Origin of the sequence: Sphingomonas phyllosphaerae, from assembly GCF_036946485.1 — a bacterium.
Classification (GTDB): Bacteria; Pseudomonadota; Alphaproteobacteria; order Sphingomonadales; family Sphingomonadaceae; genus Sphingomonas; species Sphingomonas phyllosphaerae_E.
Genome location: NZ_JAQIJA010000006.1, coordinates 729,084 through 745,227, shown reverse-complemented (window position 1 = coordinate 745,227; position 16,144 = coordinate 729,084). Strand labels below are relative to the sequence as shown.

Here is a 16,144-nt window from a genome sequence, read left to right as displayed (position 1 = left end):
AAGCACGGCCACGGGCGAGCCCTTTCGAGACGAGGCTTCGACAGGCTCAGCCTCTCCTCGGGGTGAACGGTAAGGTCGAAAGATGCGGCGGCCGCGGCTTCGAACCGCGGCCGCCGTTTTCGCATGGCCGGGCTTACAGCCCGACGACCCCGCCGTCGTTCTTGGTGATCACCACCGTCGCGGCGCGCGGACGGCCGGTGCCGGTGCCCGTCGCCTGGCTCTGCGGCCAGTTCGAGGTGATGTTGGCGTAATCGCCGTCTTCGCCCGGATGCTGGATGTTGATGAAGATCGAGCGACCATCGGGAGTCGAGGTGATGCCGGTGACCTCGCACTCCTTCGGCCCGACCAAGAAGCGCTTCAGCTTCGCCCCCGGCGCCGCGCCGACCCGCGCGGTCGTGGTGGCAGTGCCGCCGAACGAGCTGGTCACCGACTTGGTGGTGCCGTCACCGACCCGGCCCGGCATCCCGATCAACAACATGCAGTTGGTCACGTCCGTATAAGCGCCGTCGTCGGTTTCGACGAACAGCAGCGGCGACGCCTGCCCGCCCGCGTTGGTCGGCAGCCCGAACCACAGACCGTCCGGCGACGAGAAGTCGTTGGTCGCGTCCAGCCCCGACAGGTTGACGTTGGCCGCATCCGACCCCGACCGCGCACCGAAGGCATAGACGTCCCAGGTGAAGGTCAGCGACTCGGTCGAGTCGTTGGCTTCGCGCAGCCGGACGATATGGCCATTGGCATTGCCCGTCGCAGGGTTCTTGCCATCCGTGCGGGTATCGACATAGGCGCGCGGGTTGGCGGGGTCGATCGAGCGCGTGCCGCTGCTGTTGGCGACGCCGCGACGGCTCGAGTTGTTGGTCAGCGTGCAATACATCTCGCCGTTGACCGGGTTCACCGCGGTCCATTCCGGACGGTCCATCGGCGTCGCGCCCAGCGCGTCCCCGGCGAGGCGCGCGTTGGCGAGCACGTCGGCCTGGCTGGCGAAGGGATAGCGCGCGTTGTTCGCGTCGAGGCCGTTCTGGCCGAACACCAGCGGCAGCCACTGCCCGGTGCCGTCGGCGTTGAACTTGGCGACGTACAGCGTGCCGGTGTCGAGATATTTGTCACCGGTCGCCAGCCGATCCGACGGGGTCGCATCGGCGGCCGACCAGGCGGTCGCAGAGACGAACTTGTAGATATATTCGTTACGGCCGTCGTCACCCATGTAGAAGGCCGGCTTGACGCCCGCGATCACGCGGCCCGGCATCACGCCTTCATGCGCCATGCGGCCCAGCGCAGTGCGCTTGCGCGGGGTCGAGGCGGGATTGTACGGGTCGATCTCGACCACCCAGCCGAACGTATAGGGCTCGTTGCGGAAATCGGCGGTGCCGTCCGCCGCGAGCGACGCCGAGGCGGTGGCATTCCAGCGGCGGTAGACGGTGCTGGTGGCATCCGCCGGCGTGACCGTCGACCACAGGTGGTTGCCCTTCGCGGCCTCGCCGATGCCGTAGCGTGACAGCGAGACGTTCTGCTTGGTGTTGCCGGCGGCGGTGCGCACCGCGGCGTCACCGGCGTCGCGGCGGAAATAGCCGGCCCAGTTTTCCTCGCAGGTCGCGTAATCGCCCCACGGCAGCGCGCCGTTCGCGCAATTGTTGATCGTGCCGCGACCGGTGGTGCCGTCCTTCGAATAGACGGTGCGCAGCATCGCATCGCCCTTCACCGGGCCGCTGAAAGCGACCGGCGTGTTCGGCGTGACGCGGCGGTTGAGCGTGCTGGCCTGCACGTAGCTCCATGCTCCGGTGTTGCCGGCGCGGGTGACCTCGACGACCGAGACGCCATGCGCCTCGATCTCCTTGATGACCTCGGCCTCGACGGTGCGGACGCCCGTCAAGATACCGGTCTGCCCGGCGACGTGCATGTAGCCCGGGTTGATATATTCGTGGTTGAGCACGAGCAGCCCGCGGGTGTTGTTGCTGCTGTCCGGAGCCGTCCCGCTGGCGGCGAGGCCGAAATAGCTCATACCGTCATGATTGTCGCCGGCGCGCTGCGCGAAGTTGCTGTCGGTGCCGTCGTTGGCATAGGCCGCGACCCCCGAGGTGAGCGGATCGCCGCAGCGATAGATCACCGAGGCGGTATAGCCGCTCGGCACCGTCACGATGTCGTTCTTGTTCTTGGCGACCGCGGTGAAATCGAGCGTGGCGGGATTGATGACGACGGTCGAACGCTCCGTGCTCGACCCGCCGCCGTTGGTGGCGGTGAACGCCAGCACGACGTTGGTCGGCGTCGTGACGTTCGGCGCGACGAAGCTGACCGAGGTGCCGCTGGTCGTCAGCGCCAGGCTGGGCCCGCTCACCTGCGTCCAGCTCGTGCTGGTCGCGTTGCTGCTGGCGGTCGAGGTCAGCGTGACGACGCGGCCGCCCTGCGTTTGAACGGTCGAGCCATCCGCCACGGTGATGACGTCGCCGTCCTTGTCGTCGGAGCCGCAGCCGCTGAGCATCGACGCGCCGAAGGCGGCGGTGGTCATCGCGCTCATCCCGCCCATCATCTGGCGACGCGAGTAGCGCTTATCGACCAGCTCGCCGAGCGTCGTGGTGGTGGACGGATTGGTGTCGACGTCGCCGTCGGTGAATACGATCGGATCGTCGTGGCGCAAGCTGGTCATAACAATGTCCCTGAAAACAAGTTTCCCGGGCGCCTATCGCGGCGTTGAAAGGCAGCGCCGTGAAGGTTCGGCGACGGGCGCACGACAGATCGACGTCGATTTTGTGACACCCCGAACCCGCTTGACCGCGTCGCCCGATCCGCTATAGGCCGCCGCGTCGCCGGTCCGCTCGCGGGCATGGCACACCGTCCGAGACAGCGGGTGGCCCCTTGGGCCTTAATTCCCCGCCGAGACGGGGACAGGATCGATGCTCCCTGCGCCGGCACGATGATCGTGCGGCGGGTTGCCGGTCATTCCCCATCGCTGGACTTTGCCACCGCTCGCGCTTCCGCGCGACTGGTGGTTCGTACCCGGAAGGATGCGTGTTCCGGCACGTCCCTTCCCAATGTGGAGAATGGCATGGATCGTAGTCAGAAGACCGCGGCCGTCGCCGAGCTCAACCGTACCTTCTCCGAGGTCGGCGTGGTGGTCGTCACCCGCAACCTGGGGATGACGGTGGCGCAGTCGACCGACTTGCGCAACCGGATGCGGGACGCCGGCGCGACCTACAAGGTCTCGAAGAACAAGCTTGCCAGAATCGCCCTCGACGGCACCGATTACGGTTCGATCAGCGACATGCTGACCGGTCCGGTCGGGCTGGCGACCTCGACCGATCCGGTCGCAGCCGCCAAGGTCGCCGCCGAGTTCGCCAAGACGACCGACAAGTTCGAGATCGTCGGCGGTGCGATGGGCGCGACCCCGCTCGACGTGGCGGGCGTGCAGGCACTGGCCACGCTGCCGTCGCTGGACGAGCTGCGTGCGAAGATCGTCGGCCTCATCGTGGCGCCTGCCACGAAGCTGGCGACCATCACCCAGGCCCCGGCCGCGCAGATCGCGCGCGTGCTGGCAGCTTATTCGGAGAAGGAGGCGGCCTGATTTCGGGCGGCATCCTGTTGATGTTTGGAATTTGGGGCACCTGTCCCCGTCTTAGATAGGAAGTAAGATCATGGCAGACCTGAACGCGCTGGTTGACCAGCTGAGCGAACTGACCGTCCTCGAGGCCGCCGAGCTCTCGAAGCTGCTCGAAGAGAAGTGGGGCGTTTCGGCCGCGGCGGCGGTTGCGGCTGCTCCGGCAGCTGGCGGCGGCGCTGGCGCCCCGGCCGCTGAAGAGAAGACCGAGTTCGACGTGATCCTGACCGGCGACGGTGGCAAGAAGATCAACGTCATCAAGGAAGTCCGTGCGATCACCGGCCTTGGCCTGACCGAAGCCAAGGCGCTCGTCGAAGGCGCGCCGAAGCCCGTCAAGGAAGGCGTGAGCAAGGACGAGGCCGAGAAGGTCAAGAAGCAGCTGGAAGAAGCCGGCGCGACTGTCGAGCTGAAGTAAGCCGAAGTGTGAGGGGCGCGCCCCTCACACGAGGCCGGCCGACGAGCGGCCCAAGCCCGCTCGTTCGACGTCATGGGGCTCAGCCCCATGACGTGGCCGCCAGCAGAAAAGGGGCGACACCCACGCGGGTGCCGCCCCTTTTTCGTGCGCGCTCGCCGTCGCCCCGGACTTGATCCGGGGCCCCGCTTCTTCCCGGCTTGGATAAAAGAAGAAAAAGCGGGATCCCGGATCAAGTCCGGGATGACGGAGGCGCCCCCCGCGTTTGACACGCCCCCTCCCCGCTCCTATATCCGCACCATCACCACAGCTTCCGGGAAACGGCGCGCCTTGCGCAGCGTGTCGATCGGATTGGGAAGCCGCGGTTCAGGACGCTGAAAGCCGACGCATCTTTGCGATCGGCTTTTCTTCGTTCCACCCTGCGCCTGCATTTTGACGGCTGACGAGGCACAAGCTTTTATGGCGACCAATCCGATCGACGCGGGCTCCGCGCGGACCGACAAGGCGGGCACGCGCAAGCGTCGCATCCGCAAGGTATTCGGCAACATCCACGAAGTGGTGCAGATGCCGAACCTGATCGAGGTCCAGCGCGAGAGCTATGAGCAGTTCCTGCGCTCCGACGCGTCGATCGGCTATGTCTCGGGTCTCGAGAAGACGCTGCGCAGCGTGTTCCCGATCCGCGACTTCGCCGGCACCGCCGAGCTGGACTTCGTCAATTACGAGCTGGAGCCGCCGAAGTTCGACGTCGAGGAATGCCGTCAGCGCGGCATCACCTATGCGGCGCCGATGCGCGTCACGCTGCGCCTGATCGTGTTCGAGGTGGATCCGGATACGGAAACCCGCTCGGTGCTCGATATTAAGGAGCAGGACGTCTACATGGGCGACATGCCGCTCATGACCGAGAACGGCACCTTCTTCATCAACGGCACCGAGCGCGTCATCGTCAGTCAGATGCACCGCTCGCCGGGCGTGCTGTTCGATCACGACCGCGGCAAGACCCACGCCTCGGGCAAGTATCTCTTCGCGGCGCGCGTGATCCCGTATCGCGGCTCGTGGCTCGACTTCGAGTTCGACGCCAAGGACATCGTCAACGTTCGTATCGACCGTAAGCGCAAGCTGCCGGTCACCGCGCTGCTGTACGCGCTGGGGATGAACGGCGAGGAGATCCTCAACCACTTCTACAACCGCCTCACCTTCGTGCGCGGCGACGGCGGCTGGCAGATCCCGTTCCAGGCCGAGAACTGGCGCGGCGTGAAGCCGACCTTCGACATCGTCGACGCCAAGTCGGGCGAGGTGATCTTCGCCGCCGGCACCAAGATCACCCCGCGCGCCGCCAACAAGGCGGGCAAGGACGGTCTGGAGACGCTGCTGATCCCGACCGAGGAAATCTACGGCCGCTACAGCGCCTATGACCTCATCAACGAGGCGACCGGCGAGATCTACGTCGAGGCCGGTGACGAGATCGGGCCGGAGAACCTGGAAAAGCTCGATAAGGCGGGGATCGACCGCATCGAGCTGCTCGACATCGACCATGTCGCGACGGGTCCGTGGATCCGCAACACGCTCAAGGCCGACAAGGCCGAGGAGCGCGAGCAGGCGCTGTCCGACATCTACCGCGTGATGCGCCCCGGCGAGCCGCCGACGCTGGAGACCGCCGAGTCGCTGTTCGCCGGCCTGTTCTTCGATCCGGACCGCTACGACCTGTCGGCCGTCGGCCGCGTCAAGCTGAACATGCGCCTCGACCTCGATGCCGAGGACACGGTGACGACGCTGCGCACCGAGGACATCCTCGCGGTGGTCAAGACGCTCGTCGACCTGAAGGACGGCAAGGGCGAGATCGACGACATCGACAATCTCGGCAACCGCCGCGTGCGCTCGGTGGGCGAGCTGCTGGAGAACCAGTATCGCGTCGGCCTGCTCCGCATGGAGCGCGCCGTGAAGGAGCGCATGTCGTCGGTCGACGTCTCGACGGTGATGCCGAACGACCTGATCAACGCCAAGCCCGCGGTCGCCGCGGTGCGCGAGTTCTTCGGGTCGTCGCAGCTGTCGCAGTTCATGGACCAGACCAACCCGCTGTCCGAAGTGACGCACAAGCGTCGCGTCTCGGCGCTCGGGCCGGGCGGTCTGACGCGTGAGCGCGCGGGGTTCGAGGTTCGCGACGTCCACCCGACGCACTATGGCCGCATCTGCCCGATCGAAACGCCGGAAGGCCCGAACATCGGTCTGATCAACTCGCTGTCGACCTTCGCGCGCGTCAACAAGTACGGCTTCATCGAGACGCCGTACCGCAAGATCGTCGACGGCAAGGTGACCAACGAGGTCGTCTATCTGTCGGCGATGGAGGAGCAGAAGCACACCGTCGCGCAGGCGTCGGCGGAGCTGAACGAGGACGGTTCGTTCGCCGAGGAGCTGGTCTCCGCACGGCAGGCGGGCGAGTTCCTGATGGCGCTGCCGGAAACGGTGACGCTGATGGACGTGTCGCCGAAGCAGCTCGTGTCGGTCGCGGCGTCGCTGATCCCGTTCCTCGAGAACGACGACGCCAACCGCGCGCTGATGGGCTCGAACATGCAGCGTCAGGCCGTGCCGCTGGTGCGCGCCGAGGCGCCGTTCGTCGGCACCGGCATGGAAGAGACCGTGGCGCGCGATTCGGGCGCGGCGATCTCGGCGAAGCGGGCGGGCATCGTCGACCAGGTCGACGCGGCGCGTATCGTGGTCCGTGCGACGGGTGACGTCGATGCCGGCAAGTCGGGCGTCGACATCTACACGCTGATGAAGTTCCAGCGCTCGAACCAGTCGACCTGCATCAACCAGCGTCCGCTGGTGAAGGTCGGCGACGTGGTCAACGCCGGTGACGTGATCGCCGACGGCCCGTCGACCGAGTTCGGCGAGCTGGCGCTGGGCCGCAACGCGCTCGTCGCGTTCATGCCCTGGAACGGCTACAACTATGAGGACTCGATCCTCATCAGCGAGCGGATCGTGAAGGACGACGTGTTCACGTCGATCCACATCGACGAGTTCGAGGTGATGGCCCGCGACACGAAGCTCGGGCCGGAGGACATCACCCGCGACATCCCGAACGTCGGCGAGGAAGCGCTGCGCAACCTCGACGAGGCGGGCATCGTCTATGTCGGCGCCGAAGTGGAGCCGGGTGACATCCTGGTCGGCAAGATCACGCCGAAGGGCGAGAGCCCGATGACGCCGGAAGAGAAGCTGCTCCGCGCGATCTTCGGTGAGAAGGCGTCGGACGTGCGCGACACGTCGCTGCGCCTGCCGCCGGGCGTTGCCGGGACGATCGTCGACGTGCGCGTCTTCAATCGCCACGGCATCGACAAGGACGAGCGCGCGATGGCGATCGAGCGCGAGGAGATCGAGCGCCTGAAGAAGGACTCGGACGACGAGCGCACGATCCTCAACCGCGCGACCTGGTCGCGGCTGCGCGAGATGCTGCTGGGTCAGGTCGCGACCGCCGCGCCGAAGGGCGTCAAGAAGGGCGTGACCATCGACATGGACGTGCTGGACAGCGTCGAGCGCCACGAATGGTGGAAGTTCGCGGTGGCCGACGATGCGGTCCAGTCGAACCTCGAGGCCGTGAAGGGCCAGTATGACGAGGCGGCCAAGCGCATCCGCGACAAGTTCGAGGATCGCCGCGAGAAGCTGGAGCGCGGCGACGAGCTGCCGCCGGGCGTGCTGAAGATGGTCAAGGTGTTCGTGGCGGTGAAGCGCAAGCTGCAGCCGGGCGACAAGATGGCCGGCCGTCACGGCAACAAGGGCGTCATCAGCCGCATCCTGCCGGCCGAGGACATGCCGTTCCTCGCGGACGGGACACCGGTCGACCTCGTGCTCAACCCGCTGGGCGTGCCGTCGCGCATGAACGTCGGGCAGATCTTCGAGACGCACCTCGGCTGGGCGGCGCGCGGGCTTGGTCAGCAGATCAAGCATGCGCTGGAAGACTGGCGCGAGGCCAATCCGGACGCCACGGCGGGCGAGATGCCCGACGCGGTCAAGGACCGGCTGCGCACCGTCTATGGCGAGCATTATCTCGACGACATCGACTCGCGTGATGCGGGCGAGATCATCGAGCTGGCGCAGAACCTGACGCCCGGCGTCCCGATGGGCACCCCGGTGTTCGACGGCGCGGTCGAGAAGGACGTGTCGGACATGCTGGAGCTGGCGGGGCTCGACGCCTCGGGCCAGTCGGACCTGTTCGACGGGCGCACCGGCGACAAGTTCGACCGCAAGGTGACGGTGGGCATCATCTACATGCTCAAGCTGCACCACCTGGTGGACGACAAGATCCACGCCCGGTCGATCGGGCCGTACTCGCTCGTCACCCAGCAGCCGCTGGGTGGCAAGGCGCAGTTCGGCGGCCAGCGCTTCGGCGAAATGGAAGTCTGGGCGCTGCAGGCTTATGGTGCTGCCTATACCTTGCAGGAAATGCTGACGGTGAAGTCCGACGACGTGGTCGGCCGCACCAAGGTCTATGAGGCGATCGTCAAGGGTGACGACACCTTCGAGGCCGGCATTCCGGAGAGCTTCAACGTGCTCGTCAAGGAAATGCGCTCGCTGGGTCTCAACGTCGACCTGCGGTCGATGGAAGAGGCGCAGGACGACGACGGCATCGCCATCGCGGCCGAGTAAGCCACTTCTCCCTCTCCCCGTCGGGGAGAGGGTCGGGGTGAGGGGCGGAGTCTCACCGAGACCAGCGCCCGCGGCGGCCCCTCACCCAACCCTCCCCCTCCGGGGAGAGGGCTACGAATTGAAAGAGGTTCATCAAGATGAACGAACTGACCAATTTCGCCAATCCGCTCGCGAAGCCGGAAACCTTCGACCAGATCCAGATCGGGATCGCGTCGCCGGACAAGATCCGCTCGTGGTCGTTCGGCGAGATCAAGAAGCCCGAGACGATCAACTATCGCACGTTCAAGCCCGAGCGTGACGGCCTATTCTGCGCGCGCATCTTCGGTCCGATCAAGGACTACGAATGCCTGTGCGGCAAGTACAAGCGCATGAAGTATAAGGGCATCGTCTGCGAGAAGTGCGGTGTCGAGGTTACGGTGTCGAAGGTCCGCCGCGAACGGATGGGCCATATCGAGCTGGCCGCGCCGGTCGCGCACATCTGGTTCCTGAAGTCGCTGCCGAGCCGCATCGGCCTGCTGCTCGACATGCAGCTCAAGCAGCTCGAGCGCGTGCTGTACTTCGAGGCGTATATCGTCATCGAGCCGGGCCTGACCCCGCTGGAGAAGTACCAGCTGCTCACCGAGGATGAACTGCTCGAGGCGCAGGACGAATATGGCGAGGACGCCTTCTCGGCCGGGATCGGCGCCGAGGCGGTCCGCATCATGCTCGAAAGCCTCGATCTCGAGGGCGAGAAGGTGCAGCTGCTCGAAGAGCTGGCGACGACCAAGTCGGAGCTGAAGCCCAAGAAGATCATCAAGCGCCTGAAGGTTGTCGAGTCCTTCCTGGAATCGGGCAATCGTCCGGAATGGATGATCCTCGAGGTCGTGCCGGTCATCCCGCCCGAGCTGCGGCCGCTGGTGCCGCTGGACGGCGGTCGCTTCGCGACGTCGGATCTCAACGACCTGTACCGCCGCGTCATCAACCGCAACAACCGCCTGAAGCGCCTCATGGAGCTGCGTGCGCCGGACATCATCGTCCGCAACGAAAAGCGCATGTTGCAGGAAGCGGTCGACGCCCTGTTCGACAACGGCCGTCGCGGCCGGACGATCACCGGCGCCAACAAGCGTCCGCTCAAGTCGCTGTCCGATATGCTGAAGGGCAAGCAGGGCCGCTTCCGCCAGAACCTGCTCGGCAAGCGCGTCGACTATTCGGGCCGTTCGGTGATCGTGACCGGTCCGGAGCTGAAGCTGCACCAGTGCGGCCTGCCGAAGAAGATGGCGCTCGAGCTGTTCAAGCCGTTCATCTACGCGCGCCTCGACGCCAAGGGCCTCAGCATGACGCTGAAGCAGGCGAAGAAGTGGGTCGAGAAGGAGCGCAAGGAAGTCTGGGACATCCTCGACGAGGTGATCCGCGAGCATCCGGTGCTGCTGAACCGCGCGCCGACGCTCCACCGCCTCGGCATTCAGGCGTTCGAGCCGGTGCTGATCGAGGGCAAGGCGATCCAGCTTCACCCGCTGGTCTGCTCGGCGTTCAACGCCGACTTCGACGGCGACCAGATGGCCGTGCACGTCCCGCTGTCGCTCGAAGCGCAGCTGGAAGCGCGCGTCCTGATGATGTCGACCAACAACATCCTGAGCCCCGCGAACGGCAAGCCGATCATCGTGCCGTCGCAGGACATGGTGCTGGGTCTGTATTATCTGTCGCTGGAAAAGCAGAACGAGCCGGGCGAAGGCATGTTGCTGGGCGACATGGCCGAGGTGCACCAGGCGCTGTTCGCGGGCGCGGTGACGCTCCACACCAAGATCGTCAGCCGCGTTCCGCAGACCGACGAGCAGGGCAACCAGTACCTGAAGCGGTATGAGACCACCCCGGGTCGCATGCTGCTCGGCGAGTGCCTGCCCAAGAGCCACAAGGTGCCGTTCGACGTCGTCAACCGCGTCCTGACCAAGAAGGACGTCGGCGAGGTGATCGACGAGGTCTATCGTCACACCGGCCAGAAGGAGACGGTACTGTTCGCGGACGCGATCATGGCGCTGGGCTTCCGTCACGCGTTCCGCGCCGGCATCTCGTTCGGCAAGGACGACATGCTGATCGCGCCGGACAAGGACAAGCTGGTCGACGAGACCCGCGATCTCGTGAAGGACTTCGAGCAGCAATATCAGGACGGCCTGATCACGCAGCAGGAGAAGTACAACAAGGTCATCGACGCCTGGAGCCGCTGCGGCGACCAGGTCGCGAACTCGATGATGAACGAGATCAAGGCGGTGCGCCACTACGAGGACGGCCCGATGGTCGGCCGCGAACGCGACATCAACTCGATCTACATGATGGCGCACTCGGGTGCGCGTGGTAGCCCCGCGCAGATCAAGCAGCTGGCGGGGATGCGCGGCCTGATGGCCAAGCCGTCGGGCGAGATCATTGAGACGCCGATCATCTCGAACTTCAAGGAAGGCCTGACCGTCCTTGAGTACTTCAACTCCACCCACGGCGCGCGCAAGGGCCTCGCGGACACGGCGTTGAAGACCGCCAACTCGGGCTATCTCACCCGCCGTCTCGTCGACGTGTCGCAGGATTGCGTCATCATCGAAGAGGATTGCGGCACCGAGCGCGCGCTGGAGATGAAGGCGATCGTGCAGGGCGGCTCGACGATCGCGTCGCTCGGCGAGCGGATCCTGGGCCGGACCACGGCCGAGGACGTCGTGGATGCCAAGACCGGCAAGGTCGTCATCCCGGTCGGCACGTTGCTCGACGAGCCGATGGTCGCGCAGATCGAGGCGCTGAGCATCCCGGCGATGAAGATCCGCTCGCCGCTGGTCTGCGAGAGCAAGGTCGGCGTGTGCGGCAAGTGCTACGGGCGCGACCTCGCCCGCGGTACGCCGGTCAACATCGGCGAGGCGGTCGGCGTGATCGCGGCGCAGTCGATCGGCGAGCCGGGCACGCAGCTGACGATGCGGACCTTCCACATCGGCGGCGCGGCGCAGCTCAACGAGCAGTCGAACCTCGAGGCGCCGGTCGACGGCACCGTCGAGTTCCGCGACCTGCGCATCATCGAGGACCAGCGCGGTCGTCGCGTGGTGCTCAGCCGCTCGGGCGAGATCGCGATCGTCGACATGGACGGCCGCGAGCTGGCCGTGCACAAGATCCCGTACGGCGCCTACGTCATGTTCGATGATGGCCACATCATCAGCAAGGGCGACCGGATGGCGGAATGGGATCCGTTCACCATGCCGGTGATCACCGAAACCGGCGGCACCGTGAAGTTCCAGGACCTGATCGAGGGCAAGACGCTCACCGAGCAGGTCGACGAAGCGACCGGTATCGCGCAGCGCGTGGTGATCGAATATCGCGCCACGTCCAAGTCGAAGGAGGATCTGCGTCCGCGCATGACCCTGCTCGACGAGGGCTCGGGCGAGGCCGCCCGCTACCTGCTGGCGCCGGGCGCGGTGCTCTCGGTGGAGGACAATGCGACCGTGCAGGCCGGCGACGTGCTGGCCCGCGTTGCTCGCGAATCCGCCAAGACCCGCGACATCACCGGCGGTCTGCCGCGCGTCGCCGAGCTGTTCGAGGCGCGCATCCCGAAGGAGGCGGCGATCATCGCCAAGGTCTCGGGCCGTGTCGTGTTCGGCAAGGACTATAAGGCGAAGCGCAAGATCGGCATCCAGCCCGAGGACGGCGGCGAGATCGTCGAATATTTGGTGCCGAAGTCGAAGGTGATCGACGTTCAGGAAGGCGACTACGTCAAGCGTGGCGACAACCTGATCGGCGGTTCGCCGAACCCGCACGACATCCTCGAAACGCTCGGGATCGAGCCGCTCGCGGAATATCTCGTGTCGGAAATCCAAGAGGTCTATCGTCTGCAGGGCGTGAAGATCAACGACAAGCACATCGAGACGATCGTTCGTCAGATGCTGCAGAAGGTCGAGATCATCGAAGCCGGCGACACGACGTTGCTGGTCGGCGAGCAGGTCGATCGCGAGGAAATGGACGCGATCAACGAGAAGCTGGAGGACGGTCAGGCGCGCGCCGCGGGCAAGCCGATCCTGCTGGGCATCACCAAGGCGTCGCTGCAGACCCGCAGCTTCATCTCGGCGGCGTCGTTCCAGGAGACCACCCGCGTCCTCACCGAGGCGGCGGTCCAGGGCAAGCAGGACACGCTGATGGGCCTGAAGGAGAACGTGATCGTCGGCCGGCTGATCCCGGCGGGCACCGGCGCGGGCATGAACCGCCTGCGCGTGGCGGCCTCGTCGCGCGACGCGGCACTGCGCGTCCAGCAGCGCAAGCTGCAGGAGGCGATGGTCGCGGCCGGCTCGGCCGGCACCGCGGCGCAGACCCGCGCCGCCGAGGAAAAGCGCAGCCCGCGCGAGGACGTCGGCACCGGCAGCGATCCGCTCGCCGAAGTCGTCCCCTCGGGCACCGGCACCGACGCCGATGCGGGCGAGTATCTGAACGAGGAGTGATCCTCGCTTCAGGCGCTGGCCTGACGTGAAAGAGCCGCCGTCCGGGATGCCGGGCGGCGGTTTTTTTTGGCGATCGATCGGAGGGGGATCGAAAGGCGCGTTCCGGCCCCGCGCCCTAATCTCGTCACCCCGGGCTTGACCCGGGGTCCCGCTTTGTCGCGGGCGCTTTTCGAGCGGACGACGGTCGCTCCGCCATCCCGGACCTGTTCCGGCGTCTACTCCCCCGAGAGAGCAGCGGCACGGTGGATGCCGGAACGGGTCCGGCATGAACGGGGGAAGTGGCGGAGGTCTCGCTTCATCGCGGAGGTCGGGAAGAAGCGGGACCCCGGGTCAAGCCCGGGGCGACGGAAGCACGGCCTGCCCAAAACATGGCCACCGCCCTCCAACCGTCGTCATTGCGAGCGTAGCGAAGCAATCCAGGGGCCGGATCAGGACGCCCTGGATTGCTTCGCTACGCTCGCAATGACGAAATCTGCTGCCTACCTCACCGCGGCGGCGTGATCGTGATCCGCGCCGCGGGGTCGAGCCCGCCCTGATGCGCCGGGCAGCGCGTGTAGCGGAAGCTTTTGTCGGTGCAGAGCCACACCTCGTCGAGCGCCCCGCTCCTGGTCCCGGTCACCCGCATCATATCCGCGCGCAGCCCGGAATTGGCCGCGGCGATCGCCTCTGCCAGCCGCCCGGCGGTCAGCGGGGCCTGCGCCAGCCGGGCCATGTCGGGGAAGCGCAGCGCGTGGAACATCGCGTTCGACTTGGTGAAATAGCGCTCCGGCGTATAGCCGGCCATGCACGTCCCGTGTTTCGACCATTCGTGCTGCATGAGCTGCGGCGAAGGCGTCGCGCAAACGTGCCGGCGGATCACCTGCCGCGACAGGATCGGTGTCGCGCGACAATATTGCGGCCAGTCCTTCCCCACCCCGTCCGGCCACAGCCCATGGAGCACGAAGCCGAAGCGATTGCTGCCCCCGCACTGAAAACGCGCGTTGGGGCGGTCTCCGCTGGTACGGCAATATTCGGGGCTCCAGCTGATCGCGAGCGTGTAGCTGCCGATCGGCAGGCGCCGCACCGGCTGGCTGGCCGAGGGCAGATCGGGGCGCGGGCGCGGCAGATCGGACGGGATCGCGCACGACAACGCCTGCGCGCCCGCAATGCCGGGCATCGCGACGGCGGCCAACGCGCCCAGCATCATCCCGCGCTTCATCATCATCGTCATACGTCTTCTTCCTCGGACTCCAGTCCTTCGCCGAACCACAAGCGTGCGTCGGGACGAAATAGCTGCACCGCCGCCGCGACGCTCAGCGCCAGGATCGCCGCCGACAGCAGCAACGCGGTCATCGGCACCTTGCCGCCCGCGACCACCATCAGGTTGATCGCGAAGCGCACCGCCGCCAGCCCGGTCAGGATCGTCACCACCCACTTGGCGGCGAGGCTGGCGCGCCGTGCGACCAGATACCAGAGCGTCAGCGTGATCGCGCAGCTAAGCAACAATGCCGCCGGCAACAGCCAGCCATAAGCCGCCGTCTTGGGATCGATCGCCAGCCGGTCGGCGGTCTGTTGCCAACTGAATGCCCAGCCGATCAACGATACGGCGAACGACGCCAGATACAGCCGCTCGAACCGCACGATCGACGGCGGCCGGCCATCCGCGCCGAAATACGCCAGCGGCGACTTCTTCTCCACCGACACCACCGTCTTCTTCCTGCGCTCGCTCATAGCTCTGCAAAGTCCAGCCCGATGTCGGCGGCGGGGGCCGACTGGGTGATCCGCCCGACGCTGACGTAGCGCACGCCGCTGCGCGCGATCGCGCCGATCGTCGCCAGCGTGACCCCGCCCGACGCCTCGGTCGGCACGCGCCCGCCGACGATCGCCACCGCGTCGCGCAACATGTCCGGCTGCATGTTATCGAGCAAGAGGTGCGTGGCGCCCGCGGCGATCGCCGGCTCGATCTGGTCGATCCGGTCGACCTCGACGATGATCGTCGCGATCCCGGCGGCCTTCGCCAGCGCCGCCGCGGGGCCGACCCCGCCGGCGACCGCGACATGATTGTCCTTGATCATCGCCGCGTCCCACAGCCCCATGCGATGGTTCTGCGCGCCGCCGGTGCGCGTCGCATATTTCTCCAGCCGTCGGAGCCCGGGGATCGTCTTGCGCGTGTCGAGCAGGGTGGCGCCGCTGCCCGCGATCGCATCGACATAGGCCGCGGTCAGCGTCGCGATCCCCGACAGATGCTGGACGGTGTTCAGCGCCGACCGCTCGGCGGTCAGCAACGCGCGCGCATTCCCGGTCACGCGCAGCAACGCGGTGCCGGGCGCGACACGATCGCCGTCGGACACCAGTGGGGTGATCTCCGCCTCGGGGTCGAGCCGCCGGAAGAACGCCGCCGCGATCTCCAGCCCGCAGACGGTGATCGCGTCGCGGCTGTCCATCACTGCCTCGAACCGCACCGCGACCGGGATCACCGCGGCGGAGGTGACGTCACCGCCCTCCCCCAGATCCTCGGCGAGCGTCCCGGCGACGAACGCGTCCAGATCGAAGCCGTCGAGCGTGAAGGTCATGGCAGTTGCTCCGTCGGCTCGACGCCCCAGATCCGGTCGGTCTGGATGAACCCCGCCTGCCCCTTCACGTCGAAGCGGCACCAGCCGTTGCCGCAGCGCGAAACGCGCCCGACCACGCCAGGCTGCACCCGCCATACGATCGTCGGGCCACCGGGGCGGTCGCGCAATTCGGCCGGCTCGGTCCCGCGCACGATCGCGGTGCGGCGGCTGCTGAGCAAAGCATTGAGCATCCACCCTTGCGTTCCGTCCGGGTCTTCCACGCGGCGCCATTCCTTGAACGCCTCCAGCACCTTCACCGGCAGGTCGGCGCGGACGTAGATCCAGCTCGCCGGAAAGTTGCGCCCCGGCCCGGTGCGCATCCGCGCCCGCGAAGCGGCGATCGAGCCGACGAACGGCGGCGTCTTCGCCTCGCTGGCCGCTGCGGCGGGCATGGGGGCGAGCAGCGTCAGCGCCGCCGCACCTGCCACGATCGTAAGAAGGTCCCTGTTCACATCCACCCTCTAGCCACGCCGACCCTGCC

At 66.7% G+C, this 16,144-nt stretch carries 9 protein-coding genes; 4 read left to right on the top strand and 5 right to left on the bottom strand.

Annotation, left to right across the window (positions count from 1 at the left end):
• Positions 1 to 133 precede the first annotated feature (133 nt).
• Complete coding sequence (locus PGN16_RS19220) at positions 134 to 2,638, bottom strand: PhoX family protein (RefSeq protein ID WP_335310941.1); 2,505 nt, start codon at positions 2,636 to 2,638, stop codon at positions 134 to 136.
• 399 nt (positions 2,639 to 3,037) lie between these two features.
• Here PGN16_RS19220 and rplJ point away from each other — a divergent pair, with 399 nt between their 5' ends.
• From rplJ to rpoC, 4 genes are all read left to right on the top strand, one after another.
• Positions 3,038 to 3,553: a 50S ribosomal protein L10 gene (rplJ, locus tag PGN16_RS19215; protein ID WP_058756377.1), complete on the top strand. Its 516-nt coding sequence runs from the start codon at positions 3,038 to 3,040 to the stop codon at positions 3,551 to 3,553.
• 70 nt (positions 3,554 to 3,623) lie between these two features.
• Positions 3,624 to 4,001 carry a 50S ribosomal protein L7/L12 gene (gene rplL, locus PGN16_RS19210; RefSeq protein WP_058756378.1) on the top strand — a complete coding sequence of 126 codons (378 nt, stop codon included), beginning with the start codon at positions 3,624 to 3,626 and terminating at the stop codon, positions 3,999 to 4,001.
• 456 nt (positions 4,002 to 4,457) lie between these two features.
• Positions 4,458 to 8,636 (top strand): DNA-directed RNA polymerase subunit beta, encoded by a 4,179-nt coding sequence (gene rpoB, locus PGN16_RS19205; protein ID WP_335310940.1) that lies wholly within the window; start codon positions 4,458 to 4,460, stop codon positions 8,634 to 8,636.
• Positions 8,637 to 8,773: 137 nt separating this feature from the next.
• Positions 8,774 to 13,072 (top strand): DNA-directed RNA polymerase subunit beta', encoded by a 4,299-nt coding sequence (gene rpoC / locus PGN16_RS19200; protein WP_335310939.1) that lies wholly within the window; start codon positions 8,774 to 8,776, stop codon positions 13,070 to 13,072.
• Positions 13,073 to 13,556: 484 nt separating this feature from the next.
• Here rpoC and PGN16_RS19195 read toward each other — a convergent pair whose 3' ends face one another.
• From PGN16_RS19195 to PGN16_RS19180, 4 genes are read right to left on the bottom strand one after another with little or no spacing between them, the layout of a single operon-like run.
• The gene (locus tag PGN16_RS19195) at positions 13,557 to 14,273 is read right to left on the bottom strand and encodes a ribonuclease T2 (RefSeq protein ID WP_335310995.1); all 717 of its coding nucleotides are present in this window, start codon (positions 14,271 to 14,273) and stop codon (positions 13,557 to 13,559) included.
• A 5-nt stretch (positions 14,274 to 14,278) separates the two neighbouring features.
• The gene (locus PGN16_RS19190) at positions 14,279 to 14,782 is read right to left on the bottom strand and encodes a hypothetical protein (protein ID WP_335310938.1); all 504 of its coding nucleotides are present in this window, start codon (positions 14,780 to 14,782) and stop codon (positions 14,279 to 14,281) included.
• Positions 14,779 to 15,624 (bottom strand): carboxylating nicotinate-nucleotide diphosphorylase, encoded by an 846-nt coding sequence (gene nadC, locus PGN16_RS19185; RefSeq protein ID WP_335310937.1) that lies wholly within the window; start codon positions 15,622 to 15,624, stop codon positions 14,779 to 14,781. The genes PGN16_RS19190 and nadC overlap by 4 nt, the downstream gene beginning before the upstream one ends.
• Positions 15,621 to 16,115: an SH3 domain-containing protein gene (locus PGN16_RS19180; RefSeq protein ID WP_443019686.1), complete on the bottom strand. Its 495-nt coding sequence runs from the start codon at positions 16,113 to 16,115 to the stop codon at positions 15,621 to 15,623. The genes nadC and PGN16_RS19180 overlap by 4 nt, the downstream gene beginning before the upstream one ends.
• Positions 16,116 to 16,144 lie beyond the last annotated feature (29 nt).